This window comes from Streptococcus sp. 20925_1_24 (assembly GCF_041432335.1).
Classification (GTDB): Bacteria; Bacillota; Bacilli; order Lactobacillales; family Streptococcaceae; genus Streptococcus; species Streptococcus mitis_BM.
Map to the genome: position 1 here is coordinate 17,334 of NZ_JAPVZM010000003.1, position 18,416 is coordinate 35,749.

An 18,416-nucleotide genomic window follows, 5' to 3' on the forward strand; every position below is an offset into this window, starting at 1 on the left:
GCCGATAACTGCAAGCCCTTTCTCTCAACTGTAGCAAAAAGCCATCCGAAGATGACTTTTTTAAATCGCATTCTTATCAAAACCAAGTTTACGTTGAACAAACTTAACGATTTCGACGATGATAATCATTGAGAAGCTTCCGCCCATAACGATTCCCCATTGTAACAAGTCTAGTCTGGTTACGTGGAAGATTCCTTCAAGCGGTTCTACGACGATTGTTGCCATGAGAAGGATGAAGGATACCAAGATAGACCAGTTAAAGGTCTTAGACTTGAATGGTCCAACTGTCAAGATGGACTGGTAAACAGATTTCACATTGTAGGCATGAAAGAGCTGAATCAAACCAAGTGTTGCAAAGGCCATAGTAAGGGCATCTGCGTGAATGGCATGATTGTCACCCACATGAACTGGGTAAAGAAGGGCAAGACCATAAACACTCATAACAATAGCTGCTTGGAGTACACCTTGATAGATAATAGAACTCAAAACACCACCTGAGAAGAAGCTTGCCTTGCGTCCACGTGGTTTATGGTTCATGACACCAGGCTCAGCTGGCTCAACACCTAGTGCAATTGCTGGGAAGGTATCCGTTACCAAGTTGATCCACAAAAGATGAACTGGCTGCAAGACATCCCAACCAAACAAGGTTGATAGGAAGATAGTTAATACTTCAGCAGTATTGGCAGAAAGTAGATACTGAATAGTCTTTTGAATGTTTGAGAAGACCTTACGTCCTTCTTCAACTGCAACAATGATAGTCGCAAAGTTATCATCTGCAAGAATCATGTCAGATGCCCCCTTAGAAACCTCTGTACCAGTGATTCCCATACCGATACCGATATCGGCTGTTTTCAGAGCTGGCGCATCATTGACACCATCACCTGTCATGGCAACGACTTTGCCTTGTTTTTGCCAAGCCTTGACGATACGAACCTTGTGCTCTGGAGACACACGGGCATAAACAGAGTATTGACCAACTACTTTTTCAAAGTCTTCATCTGACAGTTCATTGAGCTCAGCACCAGTTAAAACGTGGCCTTCTGTATCATTTGCATCAATGATTCCCAAACGTTTAGCAATAGCTTCTGCTGTGTCTTGATGGTCACCCGTAATCATGATTGGACGAATTCCAGCTTCCTTAGCCACACGAACAGCCTCAGCTGCCTCAGGACGTTCAGGGTCAATCATCCCAATCAAACCAGTGAAGATTAAATCATTTTCAAGTTCTTCAGAAGTGAGGTTTTCTGGAATGCTATCGATAATCTTATAAGCACCTGCAAGGACACGCAAGGCTTGGTGAGCCATTTCAGAATTGTTTGTATGAATGAGGTTTGTAACCTTCTCATCAATCGGAGCAATATCCCCAGCCTTATCACGAAGAACACAACGTTTTAAGAGTTGGTCTGGCGCACCCTTGACTGCTACAAGGAAACGACCATCTGGCAATGGGTGAACCGTTGACATGAGCTTACGTTCAGAATCAAATGGCAACTCAGCCACACGAGGATATTTGTCTAAAAATCCTTTAACATCATAACCTTTGTCCAAAGCATACTGGATAAAGGCTGTTTCGGTTGGGTCACCAATCAGGTTACCTTCCACATCGATTTTCGTATCATTGGCCAAGACAACTGAACGAAGTAGGGGCATTTCAAGACCTAGTTCAATGTCATCAGCTGAATCATGTAGGACTGCATCGTAGAATACTTTTTCAACTGTCATCTTGTTCATAGTAAGCGTACCAGTCTTATCAGAAGCGATGATTTCAGTTGAACCAAGCGTCTCAACTGCTGGCAACTTACGAACGATAGAGTTTCGTTTAGCCAAAACTTGAGTACCAAGGGCAAGAACGATGGTTACGATAGCAGGAAGTCCTTCTGGGATGGCTGCAACAGCAAGGGCAACAGAGGTCATCAACTCACCGAGTGGATTTTTGCCTTGAATGAAAACACCCACTACAAAAGTAACAAGGGCAATGACCAAAATTGCATAGGTCAAGACCTTAGAAAGGTTATTCAAGTTTTGTTTAAGTGGTGTGTCTGTCTCATCCGCATCTTGAAGCATACCAGCGATATGACCAACTTCAGTGTACATACCTGTATTGACAACAACACCCATCCCACGACCATAGGTCACGTTAGAGTTTTGGAAGGCCATGTTGACACGGTCCCCAATACCAGCATCTGCAGCAAGTTCAACTGTCAAGTCTTTTTCGACTGGCACAGACTCACCTGTCAAAGCAGCTTCTTCGATCTTAAGAGAATTGGCTTCTAGCAAACGTAAGTCTGCTGGTACAACATCACCAGCTTCGAGAGCGACGATATCACCTGGTACCAATTCTTTAGAATCAATCTCAGCCATATGACCATCACGAAGAACGCGAGCAGCTGGACTAGACATGGATTTGAGGGCTTCAATGGCTTCTTCTGCTTTTCCTTCTTGGTAAACACCAAAGGCAGCGTTAATGATAACCACGGCTAAAATGATAATGGCATCTGCGATATCTTCCCCACCAGAAGTCACGACTGACAAGATTGCTGCAGCAACTAGGATGATAATCATCAAATCCTTAAATTGCTCGATAAATTTGACCAGGATTGATCGTTTCTCGCCTTCTTCGAGTTCATTGTGGCCAAATTCTGCAAGGCGCTTTTCCGCCTCACTTGATGACAAACCTTGCTCGGTCGCATCCACAGCCTTCAAGACCTCTTCAGGACTCTGAGTGTAAAACGCTTGGCGTTTTTGTTCTTTTGACATGTGTCTCCTCCTTGACATTGTGTGCAAAACAGACTCTCTTTCTGTCATATCTTTTCACGACAAACAAAAAGAGACCTGTTAATCATAACAAGTCTCGCTGTTTAAGATAGTGCCGGAAAGCATACTTTTCAGTATAAAATTCGGAATGACGACACTATCACAGGTTTCTGCCAGCTACTCCCTTGAGTAGTTCTATTATACCAAATTTTGAAAAGTTTTCAAAGAGTAAAAACTGACTCATTTGAATTTTCTCTTGAAAACCAGTATAATGGTAGAATGCTATGTGACTAGAAAGGAAGTTGAATGAAGCAATCTATCTCAAATCTCAAGTTAGCTGAGCGTGGAGCCATTATCAGCATTTCAACCTATTTGATCTTGTCTGCAGCCAAATTAGCAACTGGGCACCTCCTCCATTCATCCAGTTTGGTGGCAGATGGTTTTAACAACGTATCGGACATCATTGGAAATGTTGCTCTTCTGATCGGGATTCGAATGGCGCGCCAGCCTGCTGACCGAGACCACCGTTTTGGCCACTGGAAGATTGAAGATTTGGCTAGCTTAATCACTTCCATCATCATGTTCTATGTTGGCTTTGATGTGCTGAGGGATACCATTCAGAAGATTCTCAGTCGTGAAGAAACGGTCATTGATCCTCTTGGTGCAACTCTAGGAATCATTTCTGCAGCGATTATGTTTCTAGTTTATCTCTACAATACTGGCCTCAGTAAGAAATCCAACTCCAAGGCACTGAAGGTAGCTGCTAAGGACAATCTTTCTGACGCTGTTACCTCACTTGGTACTAGCATTGCCATCCTGGCCAGCAGTTTCAATTATCCCATTGTGGATAAACTGGTCGCTATCATCATCACTTTCTTTATCTTGAAAACTGCCTATGATATCTTCATCGAGTCTTCCTTTAGCCTTTCGGATGGCTTTGACGACCGTCTGCTCGAGGACTACCAAAAGGCTATCATGGAAATTCCCAAGATCAGCAAGGTTAAGTCGCAAAGAGGTCGCACCTACGGTAGCAACATCTACCTTGATATTACACTAGAAATGAATCCTGACTTGTCTGTTTTTGAAAGCCATGAAATTGCGGATCAGGTCGAGTCTATGCTGGAGGAACGTTTTGGAGTCTTTGATACCGATGTCCATATCGAGCCAGCACCTATCCCTGAAGATGAAGTTTTAGACAATGTCTATAAAAAATTGCTTATGCGTGAACAGTTGATTGACCAAGGAAATCAACTGGAAGAACTCTTAGCTGACGATTTTGTTTATATTCGCCAAAATGGAGAACAGATGGATAAAGAGGCCTATAAAGCCGAAAAAGACTTGAATTCTGCTATCAAGGATATTCAAATCACTTCTATCAGTCAAAAGACCAAACTCATCAGCTATGAGTTAGATGGTATCATCCACACCAGTATCTGGCGTCGCCACGAAACTTGGCAAAATATCTTTCATCAAGAGACCAAAAAAGAATAGAGAAATCCTGTCCATGAGACGGGATTTTTCTATTCTTCTAGCTATCAAAGTCACTTAGATACTCATAGCGTTCGTATTTTTCAAGGAGTGCTTCGTTTTTCTCATCTAGCTCTTTCTGAAGAGTAGCCAGTTTGCCAAAGTCAGAGCCGTTGGCCTGCATCTCCTCTTCAATAGCAGCGATACGGTTTTCCAAGGATTCAATATCGCCTTCAATGCTTGCCCACTCCTGCTTTTCTTGGTAGGTCATGCGTTTCTTGTCTTCTCGAACCTTGACGACTTTTTCCTTTTCGGCTTTTTGCACTTGATTGGCCATCTCTGTTTCAAAGACTTTTTCATCAAGGTAATCAGTGTAATGACCAAAGAAAGGACGAATCTTGCCATCCTCAAAAGCCAGAATCTTGGTCGCCACCTTATCCAAGAAATAGCGGTCGTGACTAACAGTCAAAACTGGACCAGCAAAGCCTTGCAAGAAATTCTCCAAAACTGTCAAGGTTGCAATGTCCAAATCATTGGTCGGCTCATCCAAGAGAAGAACATTTGGTTTTTCCAAGAGCAATTTGAGGAGATAAAGACGTTTTTTCTCTCCCCCAGACAATTTCTCAATCAAGGTTCCATGCGTCGAGCGTGGGAAAAGGAACTGCTCTAGCAATTCTGCAATGGAAGTTGTAGAACCACCGCTGGTCTTGACTTCTTCTGCCACTTCTTGCAGGTAATTGATCACACGCTTGCTTTCATCCAAATCCTTAATTTGCTGAGAGAAATAGGCGATGCGAACAGTTTCCCCTATCACAACTTGACCTGCTGTCGGCTCAAGACTGCCTGCAATCAGGTTGAGTAGGGTTGATTTTCCAACACCATTATCCCCAACAATTCCAATACGATCTTTGGCCTGCACCAAGAGATTAAAATCTTGCAAAATAGGCTTGTTTTCATAGGCAAAGGAAACATCTTGAAACTCGATGACTTTCTTACCAATCCGACTGGTTTCAAAGTTCATGGTCAAGTCTGTCTCAGCACTACTGCCTGAAACTTCTTTCTTCAAATCGTGGAAACGATTGATACGAGCCTGCTGCTTGGTCGCACGCGCCTGCGGTTGTCTGCGCATCCAGACCAATTCCTGCTTATAAAGTTGTTCTTTTTTGTGGAGAAGAGCTGCGTCACGCTCATCCTGTTCCGCCTTTAGGCGAACATAGTCCTGATAATTGCCCTGATATTCGGTCAAGCCTGCACGATCCAATTCGAAAATCCGAGTTGACAAAGCGTCTAGGAAATAACGGTCGTGAGTGATAAAGAGAACTGTCTTCTTAGAATTTTTCAAAAAGAGGGTCAGCCACTCAATAGTCGCAATGTCCAGATGGTTGGTCGGCTCATCCAAAAGCAAAAGGTCATGGTTGCCAAGTAAGACTTGCGCCAACTGGACCCGTCTTCTTAGGCCACCTGACAATTCCCCAACAGGAGTAGATAAGTCCTGAATCCCCAGCTTGCTGAGAACCGTCTTGACCTGACTCTCAATTTCCCAAGCTTGGAGAGAGTCCATTTCAGCCATGACCCGTTCCAAACGAGCCTGCTTGTCCTCACTGTAGTTGAGCATGATCAACTCATATTCACGAATGAGCTGGATTTCCTTGAGGTCGCTGGAAAGAACCGTATCCAAGACCGTCTTGTTATCATCAAAATCAGGATCTTGGGTCAAGTAACCAATCTGGTAATCATTCTTAGCTGAAAAAGGACTGACATCCCCATCAAAGCCAGAAATACCAGAAAGAACATCCAAAAGGGTGGTCTTGCCAGTCCCATTGACACCAATCAAACCAATTCTATCTAGATCATGGATGATAAAGGAAATATCCTTAAAAACGGTCTTATCACCGACGGATTTACTTAGTTTTTCAACGATAAAATCACTCATTTTTTCTCCCTCAAGTAAGCATGGATGGCTTGACGGTCATTTTCCAATTCTCCATCGACAATGGCATATTCAATCTCTGTTAAAATCTCTCCCAAGTCTGGGCCCGGCTGATAGCCATATTCCTTGATCAAAATACCACCGTTAATTTGGATTTCTTTCTTGTCATGAATGGTCAAACTCTGATAGGTTTCTGTGATGGCTTGTGGGTTGACTTCTTTTCCTTGGGCCTGACGAAGATTTTCAGCCTGTAAAAGTAAATCCAAGTCAAAGCGATAACAATCGCGCTTGCTCAACTCTCCCTTTTCACGCAAGGCCAAAATAGTCAGCAAATCCTGAACTTGCTTGGCAAACTGACGTGAGGTCTTCCAAGCTTTCAAAAATGGCTGCGCATTTTCAATCTCCAAAGCCGACAGTAGAGCCGACCAAGCTTGTTCAGAGGATTCAAAGATAAAATCAGTCTCCAAATCAAACAGTCTATTGAGCTTGTCCTGGCTAGATTCCATATCAGGGAGATAATCATAAGCTTGACTCTCAATCATGGAAGCCAAGCCCCTTCTCCAAAACGGAGCCAGCAAGAGTTTATCAAACTCGACAAAGGTACGCTCCACAGAAATTTTCTCCAAAAGTGGCGTCAAGGTCTTCATAGCTTTAAAGGTTTCTGGCTCAAGTTCAAAGCCAAGACTGGCCTGAAAACGGAAACCACGCATAATCCGTAGAGCATCTTCGTTGAAACGCTCACTAGCTACACCAACCGCTCGCAAAACTTGATTTTCTAAATCTTCTAACCCATGGAACAAGTCAATGATTTCCCCTGTCTCGTCCAAGGCAAAGGCGTTGACTGTGAAATCACGGCGTTTGAGGTCTTCTTCTAGCGAGCGAACAAAAGAAACCGCACTGGGTCTGCGATAGTCCACATAGACATCTTCTGTCCGAAAGGTGGTTACCTCATACTCCTCATCCCCATCTAAGACCAAGACAGTTCCATGCTCGATTCCGATATCGGCTGTTCGCAGAAAAATCTGCTTGGTTTCTTCTGGATAAGAAGACGTCGCAATATCCACATCGTGGATGGGACGATTGAGGAGGGCATCTCGAACAGATCCCCCAACAAAATAGGCTTCAAAACCTGCTTCTTTAATTTTTTCTAATACTGGTAAAGCCTTCTGAAATTCAGAAGGCATTTGCGTTAATCTCATAATAAGTGTTCTAATCCATAGACAAGCTCATGACGCTTGACAACTTCTTTAATTCCCAAATTGACCCCTGTCATGAAGGAGCTGCGATCATAGGAGTCATGACGGAGGGTCAATCCTTCTCCTTGATTGCCAAAGATGACTTCCTGATGGGCTACTAAGCCTGGCAAACGAACTGAGTGGATGCGCATGCCATCAAAGTCAGCACCACGGGCACCAGTAATCAATTCTTCCTCATCTGCTGCACCTTGCTGAATAGACTCTCGAACTTCTGCCATTAACTCAGCTGTTTTAATAGCTGTTCCACTCGGAGCATCCTTTTTCTTGTCATGATGGAGCTCGATAATCTCCACATTTGGGAAATATTTAGCAGCCTGCCTTGCAAATTGCATGAGTAAAACAGCACCCAAGGCAAAGTTAGGAGCGATCAAGCCACCCAAATCTTGAGCACGAGAAAATGCTTTTAGCTCTGCAATTTCTTCACTCGTGAAACCTGTTGTTCCAACTACTGGAGCAAAGCCATTTTCAAGAGCAAAACGTGTATTTTCATAGGCAACAGTTGGAGTAGTAAAGTCTACCCAGACATCTGCTTCAAAACCGACCAAATCAACCTTATCCTTGAAAACAGGAATACCCTGCCATTCTGATTCAGACTCAAAAGGATCCAAAACTGCTACCAAGTCCAAGTCTGGATCAGCCAAGACCATCTGACAAGCAGCTTGGCCCATCTTTCCCTTAAAACCAGCAATAATTACTCGAATACTCATCTCTACTCCTGTCTAAGATACAAAGGACGTTGGCTGCCCATGAAAAATAGGGAATGGCGCTGACTTTAGACGAAAGGCCAGACAGGCATCTTTTTTCATGAGGCAGGTAGTCCGTGTTCAATTGCTAAGATACAAAACCTGTAGGAACACAAAGTGAAAATAGGAGTTTTGATCAAGAAGTGTCTACTCCTTGGAAGAACTATCTTTTTCACACAGGGTTCCAGGCGTGTTCAATTATCAAGATACAAAGGACGTTAGCTGCACAAGAAAATAGGGAATGACGCTGACTTTCCACAAAAGGCAAGACAGGCATCTTTTTTCATGAGGCAGGTAGTCCGTGTTCAATTGCTAAGATACAAGGCATCTTAACTAGTCTAGAAGCGCCAACTAAATCACTGGAATATAACCCAGAGCAATGCTTCCTGATCCTAGGTGTGTCCCAATGACACTACCAAATGTAGCTAGTGAAATATCCGTACCCACTCCAGATTCAAGCAAGTGCTGACGCAATTCCTCAGCCTTTTCAGGAGCATTCCCATGAATGACAATGACCCGATATTGGCCTGAAGCCGTTGTTTCCTTGATAATTTCAATTAAGCGTTTGGTTGCTTTCTTTTCAGTACGAACTTTTTCGTAAACTTCAATCACACCTTGGTCGTTGAAATAAAGGATTGGCTTAATGCTAAGCAAATTGCCTAAAATGGCAGCCCCATTTGAAAGGCGCCCACCTTTCACCAAATGATCCAAATCATCTACCATGATAAAGGCTGACGTACGGCTGATTTGAATGGCTAGCTTATCCTGAATGCTGGCAAAATCATCGCCCTGGTCACGCCAATTAAAGACGCTTTCAACCATGATACCCAGAGGAGCACTTGTAATCAAAGTGTCTGGAAAAGCAATGGTTAAGCCCTCATATTCATCTATCATATACTGGATATTTTGGTAAAAACCTGAAATTCCAGAAGATAGGAAAAGCCCCAAAGCATGAGTATAGCCTTGTTCTTTGAGCGAAGTTAAGATTTCATCTAGCTTGGCAATACTTGGTTGACTAGTCTTAGGCAATTCAGAAGCCTGAGCCATTTTTTGGTAAAATTCCTCAGCAGTCAGATTGATACCTTCGACATACTCCTCACCATCAATATTGACAGGAATATCCAAGACAAATAAATCTTCTCTTTGCAAGGTCTCTGCACTGAGATAGGCAGAAGAATCTGTGATAACAGCTAGTTTCATATTAGAACTCCAAATTGATTCCTGGTAAGTCTAATGCAATTTCAGTTACTTCGTAAGTCAAACGGTTGAGCATATTCAAACATGGACGAGCCAAAGTTTCCACTTCTTCTTGGCTCAATTCACTTGGTTCATTGACAATACGGCCATCGATATGATTTACCTGTGAAATGGTTCCACTGATGACAAACTTATCAAATACAATCATAAATGTCAAGATGACAATCAAGGAAGTCACTTGATTTTCTTGATCATGTTGGAGCAATTGGAAGTTCACATCCACCTTAGTTTCAGGAGCTCCATTTTCATTTTCCCATTCAAAATTACGCGCATCAAAATGATACTGACTAACAAATTCTTGTTCACGTTTAAGATTCATGTCTTTCTCCCTTGGTACAATATTATAAGCTATTGTACCATAATTTTTTATTTTCATCTAGTTTTCTAGGATTTAGTCAATCCCGATTTCAGCTCGAACTACGTCTGCGATGGTATCAACATAGTAGTCTACTTCTTCTGTTGTAGGCGCTTCTGCCATAACACGCAAAAGGGGCTCTGTTCCACTTGGGCGAACAAGGATACGACCATTCCCTGCCATTTCAGCTTCCATCTTCTCGATGATAGCCTTGATAGCTGGCACTTCCATAGCCTTTTCCTTCATGGCATTTTCCACTCGGATATTAACTAATTTTTGTGGGTAAATGGTTACTTCTGCTGCCAACTCTGACAGGCTCTTACCAGTTTCCTTCATGATTTTTGTCAATTGAACAGCAGATAATTGACCATCACCTGTTGTATTGTAGTCCATCAAGATGACGTGACCAGACTGTTCACCACCGAGGTTGTAGCCTGATTTTCTCATTTCTTCAACAACGTAGCGGTCGCCAACTGCAGTGACTGCCTTGTTAATGCCTTCACGGTCCAAGGCCTTGTGGAAACCAAGGTTGGACATAACAGTTGTCACAATTGTATTTTGGGCCAATTGTCCTTTTTCAGAAAGGTACTTTCCGATGATGTACATGATTTTGTCACCATCAACGATATCACCATTCTCATCAACAGCAATCAAGCGGTCACTGTCTCCGTCAAAGGCCAAACCAATAGCTGAGCCGCTTTCTTTGACAATTTCTTGAAGGGCTTCTGGGTGGGTTGAACCAACATTAAGGTTGATGTTAAGACCATCTGGTGTTTCCCCAATAACAGTTAATTGAGCGCCAAGGTCTGCAAAGATTTGACGGGCACTGGTAGAAGCTGCTCCATTAGCTGTATCCAAGGCAACCTTCATTCCATCAAGAGGAGTTCCAGTTGAAACAAGGTATCCTTCATACTTACGCAAGCCTTCTGGATAATCTACCAAGGTTCCCAAGCCTTCTGCACTTGGACGAGGAAGAGTGTCTTCCTCAGCATCTAGCAAGGCTTCAATTTCTGCTTCTTTTTCGTCATCTAGTTTGAAGCCATCACCACCAAAGAACTTAATCCCATTATCAAGGGCTGGATTATGACTAGCAGAAATCATGACACCTGCACTGGCTCCCTCAGTTTTTACCAAGTAAGCTACTGCTGGCGTCGCAAGAACACCGAGTTTATAAACGTGAATCCCTACTGAAAGGAGTCCTGCCACCAAGGCAGATTCTAGCATTTCCCCTGAAATACGTGTGTCACGTCCTACAAAGACTTTCGGTGCTTCCGTTTCATGTTGACTAAGAACATAGCCTCCAAAACGTCCTAGTTTAAAGGCCAATTCTGGCGTTAGTTCTAGGTTAGCTTCTCCACGGACTCCATCAGTCCCAAAATATTTACCCATTTTTATAAAATCCTTTTCCTATTTTTAATTCGTTTTTGAACTAGTTGCTTTCGTTGACGAAGATGTCTCCGACGAACTGCTTGTGCTTGAACTTGGCGCTACTGGTTTTGTAGTCACCTTCATTGTTGTATCAAACGGAGTGATAACTACTGGTAAGACAACACCATTGCGGTCGATTGCCTGCAAAGGTACTGAGCCACTGTAATTACCTGTTATGCGTTCGCTGGTTGGTAAAAGCGCAATAACTTTGTCAATCTTAGCTAATGTTTCCTGGTCAGTCGTGACCGAAACGCGTTCATTGGACACGGTTACACTATCAAGTTGTAGCTTGGGATCAATCTGGCTTTGGTCAACTTGTGGCACAACAATCATCCCATCTCGCTTAACCTTCTTCCCAACTTTCACTGTGATCTTTTGAGGCGTTGCTACAGCGGTCAATCCACTTGGAAGATTTTCAATGTTCAAAGGAACTTCAATTGTTCCAACACTAGCATCTGTTAGGTCAGCAGTAACCTTGAATTTACGTGTGCTTTCTTGCATTTCACTGGCCAAGGTCACACGATTGGCACCTGTCAGTACAACTGAAACCTCTGATGCAAATCCGCTGATGAAATACTGGTCATCATCATAGTGAATATCGATAGGAACGTTCGTTATCGTATTGGTGTAGGTTTCTGATTTGACCTGCCTTGTGGTATTGCTATTTTGAAAGTTGGTCGACGTTGCATAAATGAATAAGACACAAGCAAAAAAGAGAGATGAAATGATATATAGACTATTTTTTCTCATATTTCCAACCTCCTAGCAAACGATCCTTGAAACTGACTTTTTCCTCAACAGCTGGCACAAGAATTGCACGTAGTTCTGCTTCAAATTCTTCAATCGTCAAGTCGTGCTTGAAAACACCGTTATAGGTAATAGAAATGCCACCTGTTTCCTCTGAGACGATGAAGGTCAAGGCATCGGATACTTCTGACAAACCGATAGCCGCCCGGTGTCTGGTCCCAAATTCCTTGGAAATCCCTGTGCTTTCTGTCAAGGGCAGATAGGCAGAGGTCACTGCAATCCGATTTCCTCTGATAATCACAGCACCATCATGTAGGGGAGTGTTGGGAATAAAAATATTGATGAGGAGTTCTGCCGAAATTTTGGCATCCAAGGGAATTCCTGTCGCGATGTATTCTTGTAAGGTCCGAACCCGTTGAATGGCAACCAAAGCACCAATCTTACGGGGACTCATGTATTCAACTGACTTAACAAAGGCACGAATCATTTTCTCTTCTGCACTAATTTGAGTAGTAGAAAAGAAATCTGTCGCCCTTCCCAAACGTTCCAAACCAGTCCGAATCTCTGGAGAGAAGATAACAACCGCAGCAATAACCCCATAGGTGATAATCTGATTAATCAACCAAGAAATCGTTGTTAAACCAAGGATATTGGCCACGACCTGGGCTAATACAAAAATCAAGACCCCCCGCACCAAAATCATAATCTTGGTGCCAGCTATCGCTTTTGTAAAACGATACAAAACATAGGTCACAATCAAAATATCAAACAGATTGATGGCTATACTCCAAGGACTAGAAAACAAGCTAGTCCAATATTGCAGGTTGGATAATTGTTGAAAGTTCATCTGCTGTCTCCTCTCTGTCCAAACACGTTCCTCTCTATTATACCATTTTTCTGGCATTTTTTTCCCTATCCTACTTCATTTTAAATTAAAGAAAAAATATGATAAAATAAACTGATACTCAATGAAAATCAAAGAGCAAACTAGGAAGCTAGCCGCAGGTTGCTCAAAACACTGTTTTGAGGTTGCAGATAGAGCTGACGTGGTTTGAAGAGATTTTCTAAGAGTATGACTAGAAAAAACAAAGGAGAAACCATGTCTCAACTCTATGATATTACCATTGTAGGTGGTGGTCCTGTCGGGCTTTTTGCAGCCTTCTATGCCCACCTACGCCAAGCCAAAGTCCAAATCATCGACTCTCTTCCCCAACTAGGTGGACAACCTGCTATTCTCTATCCTGAAAAGGAAATTTTAGACGTACCAGGTTTCCCAAATCTGACTGGAGAAGAATTGATCAACCGCTTGATTGAACAACTAAACGGATTTGATACCCCTATTCATCTCAATGAAACAGTTCTTGAGATTGAAAAACAAGAAGAAGGATTTGTCATCACAACTTCTAAAGGAAGTCACCTGTCTAAAACTGTTATCATCGCTATGGGTGGCGGTGCCTTCAAACCACGTCCTCTGGAACTAGAAGGCGTTGAAGGCTATGAAAATATCCACTACCACGTTTCCAACATCCAGCAATATGCTGGTAAGAAAGTGACGATTCTTGGTGGAGGAGACTCGGCTGTGGATTGGGCTTTAGCTTTTGAAAAAATTGCACCAACTACCCTTGTTCACCGCAGAGATAATTTCCGCGCCTTGGAACACAGTGTCCAAGCCTTACAGGAATCATCTGTGACCATCAAGACACCATTCATCCCTAGCCAACTCCTTGGAGATGGAAAAACGCTTGATAAACTTGAAATCACAAAAGTTAAATCTGATGAAACCGAAACGATTGACCTAGACCACCTTTTTGTCAACTATGGTTTCAAATCTTCTGTCGGTAACCTTAAAAACTGGGGTCTGGACCTCAACCGTCACAAGATTATCGTCAACAGCAAGCAAGAATCCAGCCAAGCAGGTATCTATGCTATCGGTGACTGCTGCTACTATGACGGAAAAATTGACTTGATTGCGACAGGCCTCGGAGAAGCTCCAACCGCTGTCAACAATGCCATCAACTACATTGACCCTGAGCAAAAAGTGCAGCCAAAACACTCAACCAGTTTATAAAAAAGAACCACGAGTCACATAGGATTCGTGGTTTTAAAATGAACTACACCTCAAAAGTTAGACAGAAATACATCTAACTTCTGATATGCAGCCCACCTTCTCTTTGCTCTTGTTTGAATAAGAAATTTTTTGAAGAATCATTAGATTATACAAAGTATTCATATCAGCCTTTTAAAGCTATATAAAAACTCTCCAACTATTCTATTATACCATATAAAAAAATAAATAAATAGACTTGTTTTTTTCTTTTTTTGACGTATACTAATAATAGAAAGCGCTTTAAATAAAATAAAAGGAGGTTTTATGAGGAAAGTAAATAAGGACATTTTATTCTTAACTGGAATCATAGTTTTATGTTTTGGTTTTTTATTATTTCACATCAACCCCTATTATGCCGAACCCTATGCGACACTGAAAGAAAGAATAAATTTATTCTTTTGGCAACTATATTGGAGACCTGTAGGAACTCTCAGTATTATTTCGGGTTGCATTATAACTTTCAAAGGATTGAAAAAATAATCTTTTACTCATGAAGAAAGGAAATTTGTTATGATTAAACTGAAACTATTGTTTTTCTCTCTACTATCAAGTCTATTATTCTTAGTCACAACATCTACGGTTTTTGCTGATGTCTATCCTGGTACAAATTATGAAATTGTATCTAATCGTATTGTAAAAGATATCAACACAGGAGAGTTATTGTCATTTTATACAACTGAACTTAGAGACGCCTATTTAGAGTCTAAATCTACGTATCAGACTCGTTCTAATGCAACTGGTGTTGCAGACTATAGAACTAAATACTCTCACTCTTACAAGAAAAGCACCACATCAGGTCCTGTACTATGGTGGAAAAGCTGGAGCTACTCTGACTGTAGGTGCAGGTGTTAGCTTTTCTGCTCCGGAGTCTGGAGCTGGACTTAGTTTAAATCACTCAGTCTCCCATAACGTACCACCCTACACTTATGGTTATATTAGACTAAAAGCATCTTACACAGTAAACGTTCGTAAACTAGAAGTTAGATACTTAGGCACCAACAAATGGGTTCCAGCTGGTGAAACCTCTACTATATCGAATGTTAGCGTTTGGAGCGAACTGGTCACTTGGAAATAACTCATTAGAGACTGGGTAAAAACTCAATTTCAGGAGAAAATGAAATAAATTTTCTCACAATAAAACGCATAGTATCACGGTTTTCAATATCTGATATTATGCGTTTTTGATTTTAAAGAGCTAAATTTCTTAACTTAATGACATTGCTTTTTGCCTTTCCCCTTCTTTTTCAAAAAGCAAAAATGTCCTATCAAATTGATAAAGCATGTGATATCATAACGATGGCACTAACGATACTCCTTGGAAAAGGAGGTATTACAGATGCCAGAACTTCTCAAAATAGTACTTATCGCAGTCATCGAGAGTATCATCTCATGGATGGTGACTCGTTGGTTAGACGATCACTTCGACAAGTAACTTTCCTGGTTAGTGCTATCTAACCCAGAAAAAATCCCCTTGGTATTGCAGTACCGAGGGGATTTCTGTTTTAGCACTAAAATGCTAGAACTTCTCAATTCTTATTTATTATCTCACATGTTCTGTTCAATTGTCAAGAAAGAGGTGTTTTATGTCTTTATAATTCATCGGCTAATTTATTTATCTTTCTGAGTCTGTGGTTGACACCACTTTTGGTCAGAGGGGTGCTGAGGCTATCTGCCAACTGCTGGATAGAGTAGTCTGGGTGCTGAATCCGCAATTGCGCTACTTCCTGCAAATCCACTGGCAGATTTTCTAAGCCCATAATATCTTTGATTTTGCTGATATTGTTGATGGTCTTCATGCTGGCAGAGACTGTCCGAGCAATATTAGCTGTCTCGGCATTATTGGCCCGATTGAGGTCATTACGAGTTTCCCGCAAAATCTTTACTCTCTCAAAATCATCACGCGCCTTCATGGCTCCGATTACTATAAGAAAGTCCATAATATCTTCGGCTCGCTGGAGATAGGTAACAGCTCCCTTCTTGCGCTCAAGTACCTTGGCATCCAGTAAAAACTGCTGAAGAAGGGAGGCAATCCCTTGCGCATGGTCTAGATAAACAGAACTGATTTCCAACTGGTACTTGCCTGACTCAGGGTCACGAATGCTCCCATTTGCCAAGAAAGCACCACAGAGATAAGCACGACCCGCTTCCTCATCTGATAAAATCTCCTCATCAATACCTGTTTCCAGGCCAAAGAAAGAGTCTGCCAAGTGCAAATCACTCAGCAAGTCCTGCACCTTTTCATCTGTAAAAACGGTATAGACCCGATTCTTGCGAAGATTGCTCCGTTGGTGGTGACGAATTTCTGATTTGATTTCATAGAAATGGAGAAAAGACTCATAGAGGTGACGAGCCAGTTTGGCATTTTCTGTCACGACAGACAAGGTCAAACCCGAAGTCGAGAGACCGATACTACCAGACATCTTGATAATGGCAGATAATTCATGCCGACTCAGATGGTGTTGACCTAAGATTTCTTCTTTTACTGCTACTGTGAAACTCATTTTCTCACCTGTATGATCCGCATCAACTCATCCACGATCAAATCCCCATCGTGAAAGGCACCCCCATTTTCCAGACGAAGGAAGTTGGATGAAATCACGCGCGGAACCTGCTTACAAAGACCAGCAAAATCATGTTCCACCTGCACCAAGTATTCATCAAACCGGTTGGAATTCATGTATTCCTGAGGCACTTTTTCGATATTCACCAAGACAGTGTCGATAAAAGGTCGGCCAAGGTGACGATGCAAGACTTCCACATGGTCACTATCTGTAAAGTGTTCTGTCTCCCCACGTTGGGTCATAATATTGCAGACATAGGCGATTTCTGCCTTGGTTTCCAAAAGCGCCTGCCCGATTTCCTTAATCACGATATTGGGCAAAATAGAGGTAAAGAGAGAACCAGGTCCGAGGACAATCATGTCACTTTCAAGAATGGTCTGGACTACTCGACGGCTAGCCAGAGGCGTATCATCGTTGAGGGTATTGGTCACATAGACATGGTCAATCATGCCTGGATGGTCTGCAATATGGCTCTCTCCAGCCACCTCTGTCCCATCCTGAAAGACTGCATGAAGGGTCAAGGGATGGTCACTGGAAGGATAAATCTTCCCAGTGGTATGGAAAAATTTGCTCAGCAACTGCATGGCATTGTAGGTCGAACCCTGCATTTCTGACAGACCTGCAATAATGAGATTGCCCAATGGATGGCCAGCAAAGGCTCCGGCATCCTCAGAAAAGCGATACTGAAAGACTTTCTCATAAAACTTAGGCATATCCGACATGGCCACAAGGACATTACGAAGATCACCTGGCGGTGTCAATTGTTGCATATTTTTTCGGAGTTCACCTGATGAACCACCATCATCCGCCACCGTTACGATAGCTGCGATTTCCACATCTTTTTCCCGCAGACTTTTTAGAATGACAGGAATCCCAGTACCTCCACCAATCACCGTTATCTTTGGTTTTCTCATGAACGGTTTACCGTTTCCTTTCTTCGGTCTTTGTCGCGATGCCCTTCATTAACAGGCCAAGTCTTGGATAAGTCCTGCGCCAAGCGTTTAGCAAAAGCCACACTACGGTGTTGTCCACCTGTACAACCCATGGCAATGGTCAAAACGGACTTACCTTCCTTTTGGTAACTTGGCAAAATTGGCTCAATCAAGGCCAATAAATGTTGATAAAAGTCTTCTGACTCAGGATGATTCATGACATAATCATAAACAGGTTCATCCACACCTGTTTGATTACGCAGTTCTGGTAGATAGTAGGGATTTGGCAAGAAACGGACATCAAAAACCAAGTCTGCATCAATCGGAATTCCATATTTAAAGCCAAAAGACATGACTTCGATACGGAAAGACTGGGCTTGTTCCTGATCTGAAAACTGCTCTGCAAGGGTTTTGCGCAGCTCACGAGGAGTAAGTTCTGTCGTATCCACCACATTTTGACTCATATTTTTCAAAGGTGCCAAGAGTTCACGTTCCAGCTTAATTCCATCTAAAATACGACCGTCTGCTGCTAGAGGGTGACTTCGTCTGGTTTCCTTGTAACGAGCGACCAATTCCTTATCAGCTGCATCCAAAAAGAGAATTTTAAAGTCCAGTTCTTCCTTGTTTTCCAACTCATCCAAAACAGCTTGAATCTCTGAAAAGAAAGAACGGCTACGCATATCTACTACCAAAGCCAACTTATGGTCATCTTCCTTTGTTTCTACCAACTGCAAAAACTTAGGCAAGAGAGCTGGCGGCATATTGTCAATAGTAAAATAACCCAAATCTTCGAAGGACTGAATGGCAACTGTTTTCCCTGCGCCACTCATCCCTGTTACAATCACCAAGTGAAGTTGTTTCTTTGTCATCTTTTTCTCC

14 protein-coding genes are annotated in these 18,416 nt (G+C 42.4%); 2 read left to right on the forward strand and 12 right to left on the reverse strand.

Features of this window, described 5'->3' with window-relative positions; all coding sequences use genetic code 11:
- Nucleotides 1-60: 60 nt before the first annotated feature.
- A complete protein-coding gene (locus tag O3650_RS02430; protein WP_153192169.1) occupies nucleotides 61-2,757 on the reverse strand; it encodes a cation-translocating P-type ATPase in 2,697 nt (898 codons plus the stop codon).
- Nucleotides 2,758-3,060: 303 nt separating this feature from the next.
- Here O3650_RS02430 and mntE point away from each other — a divergent pair, with 303 nt between their 5' ends.
- On the forward strand, nucleotides 3,061-4,245 hold the full coding sequence (gene mntE / locus O3650_RS02435; RefSeq protein ID WP_153192171.1) for a CDF family manganese efflux transporter MntE: 1,185 nt from the start codon (nucleotides 3,061-3,063) through the stop codon (nucleotides 4,243-4,245).
- Nucleotides 4,246-4,282: 37 nt separating this feature from the next.
- Here mntE and O3650_RS02440 read toward each other — a convergent pair whose 3' ends face one another.
- From O3650_RS02440 to cdaA, 8 genes are all read right to left on the reverse strand, one after another.
- A complete protein-coding gene (locus O3650_RS02440; protein ID WP_261083278.1) occupies nucleotides 4,283-6,154 on the reverse strand; it encodes an ABC-F family ATP-binding cassette domain-containing protein in 1,872 nt (623 codons plus the stop codon).
- The gene (locus tag O3650_RS02445; protein WP_371491513.1) at nucleotides 6,151-7,350 is read right to left on the reverse strand and encodes a CCA tRNA nucleotidyltransferase; all 1,200 of its coding nucleotides are present in this window, start codon (nucleotides 7,348-7,350) and stop codon (nucleotides 6,151-6,153) included. Before O3650_RS02445 ends, O3650_RS02440 begins: the two co-directional genes overlap by 4 nt.
- Complete coding sequence (gene dapB / locus O3650_RS02450; protein WP_261083277.1) at nucleotides 7,347-8,114, reverse strand: 4-hydroxy-tetrahydrodipicolinate reductase; 768 nt, start codon at nucleotides 8,112-8,114, stop codon at nucleotides 7,347-7,349. The genes O3650_RS02445 and dapB overlap by 4 nt, the downstream gene beginning before the upstream one ends.
- A 387-nt stretch (nucleotides 8,115-8,501) precedes the next feature.
- Nucleotides 8,502-9,350 carry a DegV family protein gene (locus O3650_RS02455; RefSeq protein WP_033680549.1) on the reverse strand — a complete coding sequence of 283 codons (849 nt, stop codon included), beginning with the start codon at nucleotides 9,348-9,350 and terminating at the stop codon, nucleotides 8,502-8,504.
- Nucleotide 9,351: 1 nt separating this feature from the next.
- The gene (locus O3650_RS02460; RefSeq protein ID WP_001050087.1) at nucleotides 9,352-9,726 is read right to left on the reverse strand and encodes a DUF1149 family protein; all 375 of its coding nucleotides are present in this window, start codon (nucleotides 9,724-9,726) and stop codon (nucleotides 9,352-9,354) included.
- Nucleotides 9,727-9,798: 72 nt separating this feature from the next.
- The gene (gene glmM, locus O3650_RS02465) at nucleotides 9,799-11,151 is read right to left on the reverse strand and encodes a phosphoglucosamine mutase (protein WP_153192181.1); all 1,353 of its coding nucleotides are present in this window, start codon (nucleotides 11,149-11,151) and stop codon (nucleotides 9,799-9,801) included.
- 24 nt (nucleotides 11,152-11,175) lie between these two features.
- Nucleotides 11,176-11,940 carry a YbbR-like domain-containing protein gene (locus O3650_RS02470; protein WP_153192183.1) on the reverse strand — a complete coding sequence of 255 codons (765 nt, stop codon included), beginning with the start codon at nucleotides 11,938-11,940 and terminating at the stop codon, nucleotides 11,176-11,178.
- Nucleotides 11,927-12,784: a diadenylate cyclase CdaA gene (cdaA, locus tag O3650_RS02475; RefSeq protein WP_153192185.1), complete on the reverse strand. Its 858-nt coding sequence runs from the start codon at nucleotides 12,782-12,784 to the stop codon at nucleotides 11,927-11,929. Before cdaA ends, O3650_RS02470 begins: the two co-directional genes overlap by 14 nt.
- A gap of 252 nt (nucleotides 12,785-13,036) precedes the next feature.
- Here cdaA and O3650_RS02480 point away from each other — a divergent pair, with 252 nt between their 5' ends.
- On the forward strand, nucleotides 13,037-14,005 hold the full coding sequence (locus tag O3650_RS02480) for an NAD(P)/FAD-dependent oxidoreductase (RefSeq protein ID WP_153192187.1): 969 nt from the start codon (nucleotides 13,037-13,039) through the stop codon (nucleotides 14,003-14,005).
- Nucleotides 14,006-15,633: 1,628 nt separating this feature from the next.
- Here the strand turns inward: O3650_RS02480 and whiA are convergent.
- The 3 genes from whiA to rapZ are packed head-to-tail and all read right to left on the reverse strand — an operon-like array spanning nucleotide 15,634 to nucleotide 18,406.
- A complete protein-coding gene (whiA, locus tag O3650_RS02485; protein ID WP_049521492.1) occupies nucleotides 15,634-16,545 on the reverse strand; it encodes a DNA-binding protein WhiA in 912 nt (303 codons plus the stop codon).
- Nucleotides 16,542-17,519, reverse strand: coding sequence for a YvcK family protein (locus tag O3650_RS02490; protein WP_001231075.1), 978 nt, complete (start codon nucleotides 17,517-17,519; stop codon nucleotides 16,542-16,544). Before O3650_RS02490 ends, whiA begins: the two co-directional genes overlap by 4 nt.
- Nucleotides 17,516-18,406, reverse strand: a complete 891-nt coding sequence (gene rapZ / locus O3650_RS02495; protein ID WP_023943686.1) for an RNase adapter RapZ — start codon at nucleotides 18,404-18,406, stop codon at nucleotides 17,516-17,518. The genes O3650_RS02490 and rapZ overlap by 4 nt, the downstream gene beginning before the upstream one ends.
- Nucleotides 18,407-18,416 lie beyond the last annotated feature (10 nt).

Coding starts and splice junctions, on each gene's coding strand:
- O3650_RS02440 (WP_261083278.1), bottom strand. CDS start 6,154: ATGAGTGATTTTATCGTTGAAAAACTAAGTAAATCCGTCGGTGATAAG.
- O3650_RS02470 (WP_153192183.1), bottom strand. CDS start 11,940: ATGAGAAAAAATAGTCTATATATCATTTCATCTCTCTTTTTTGCTTGT.
- dapB (WP_261083277.1), bottom strand. CDS start 8,114: ATGAGTATTCGAGTAATTATTGCTGGTTTTAAGGGAAAGATGGGCCAA.
- O3650_RS02480 (WP_153192187.1), top strand. CDS start 13,037: ATGTCTCAACTCTATGATATTACCATTGTAGGTGGTGGTCCTGTCGGG.
- whiA (WP_049521492.1), bottom strand. CDS start 16,545: ATGAGTTTCACAGTAGCAGTAAAAGAAGAAATCTTAGGTCAACACCAT.
- O3650_RS02430 (WP_153192169.1), bottom strand. CDS start 2,757: ATGTCAAAAGAACAAAAACGCCAAGCGTTTTACACTCAGAGTCCTGAA.
- O3650_RS02455 (WP_033680549.1), bottom strand. CDS start 9,350: ATGAAACTAGCTGTTATCACAGATTCTTCTGCCTATCTCAGTGCAGAG.
- mntE (WP_153192171.1), top strand. CDS start 3,061: ATGAAGCAATCTATCTCAAATCTCAAGTTAGCTGAGCGTGGAGCCATT.
- glmM (WP_153192181.1), bottom strand. CDS start 11,151: ATGGGTAAATATTTTGGGACTGATGGAGTCCGTGGAGAAGCTAACCTA.
- O3650_RS02460 (WP_001050087.1), bottom strand. CDS start 9,726: ATGAATCTTAAACGTGAACAAGAATTTGTTAGTCAGTATCATTTTGAT.
- rapZ (WP_023943686.1), bottom strand. CDS start 18,406: ATGACAAAGAAACAACTTCACTTGGTGATTGTAACAGGGATGAGTGGC.
- O3650_RS02490 (WP_001231075.1), bottom strand. CDS start 17,519: ATGAGAAAACCAAAGATAACGGTGATTGGTGGAGGTACTGGGATTCCT.
- O3650_RS02445 (WP_371491513.1), bottom strand. CDS start 7,350: ATGAGATTAACGCAAATGCCTTCTGAATTTCAGAAGGCTTTACCAGTA.
- cdaA (WP_153192185.1), bottom strand. CDS start 12,784: ATGAACTTTCAACAATTATCCAACCTGCAATATTGGACTAGCTTGTTT.